Genomic DNA, 231 nt, shown 5'->3' with positions numbered 1-231 from the left:
TTCTCGGCACGGTCAGAAGGGGGTGGGAGCGGGCTCCACACGGGCCATTGCTTCGCTCGGCCCGGTGTGCCTTCGCTGCGCTCGGCCTGGGCAGGGCCTTCATGCCCAACCGTCGGCAGCGCGCAGCGCGACCCGACCCCAGGCGCAGCTGCGCAGCAGCAGCCGTTCGGACCCCGCTCCCCACCCCTGCTGGCTGCGCCGAGAAGCGCAGGGGCTGGGGTGGGTGCGTGT

The organism is Acidovorax sp. Root217 (assembly GCF_001428645.1).
GTDB lineage: Bacteria > Pseudomonadota > Gammaproteobacteria > Burkholderiales > Burkholderiaceae_C > Acidovorax.
The sequence above is the reverse complement of the archived record's forward strand: the minus strand, read 5'-3'. Positions refer to the sequence as shown.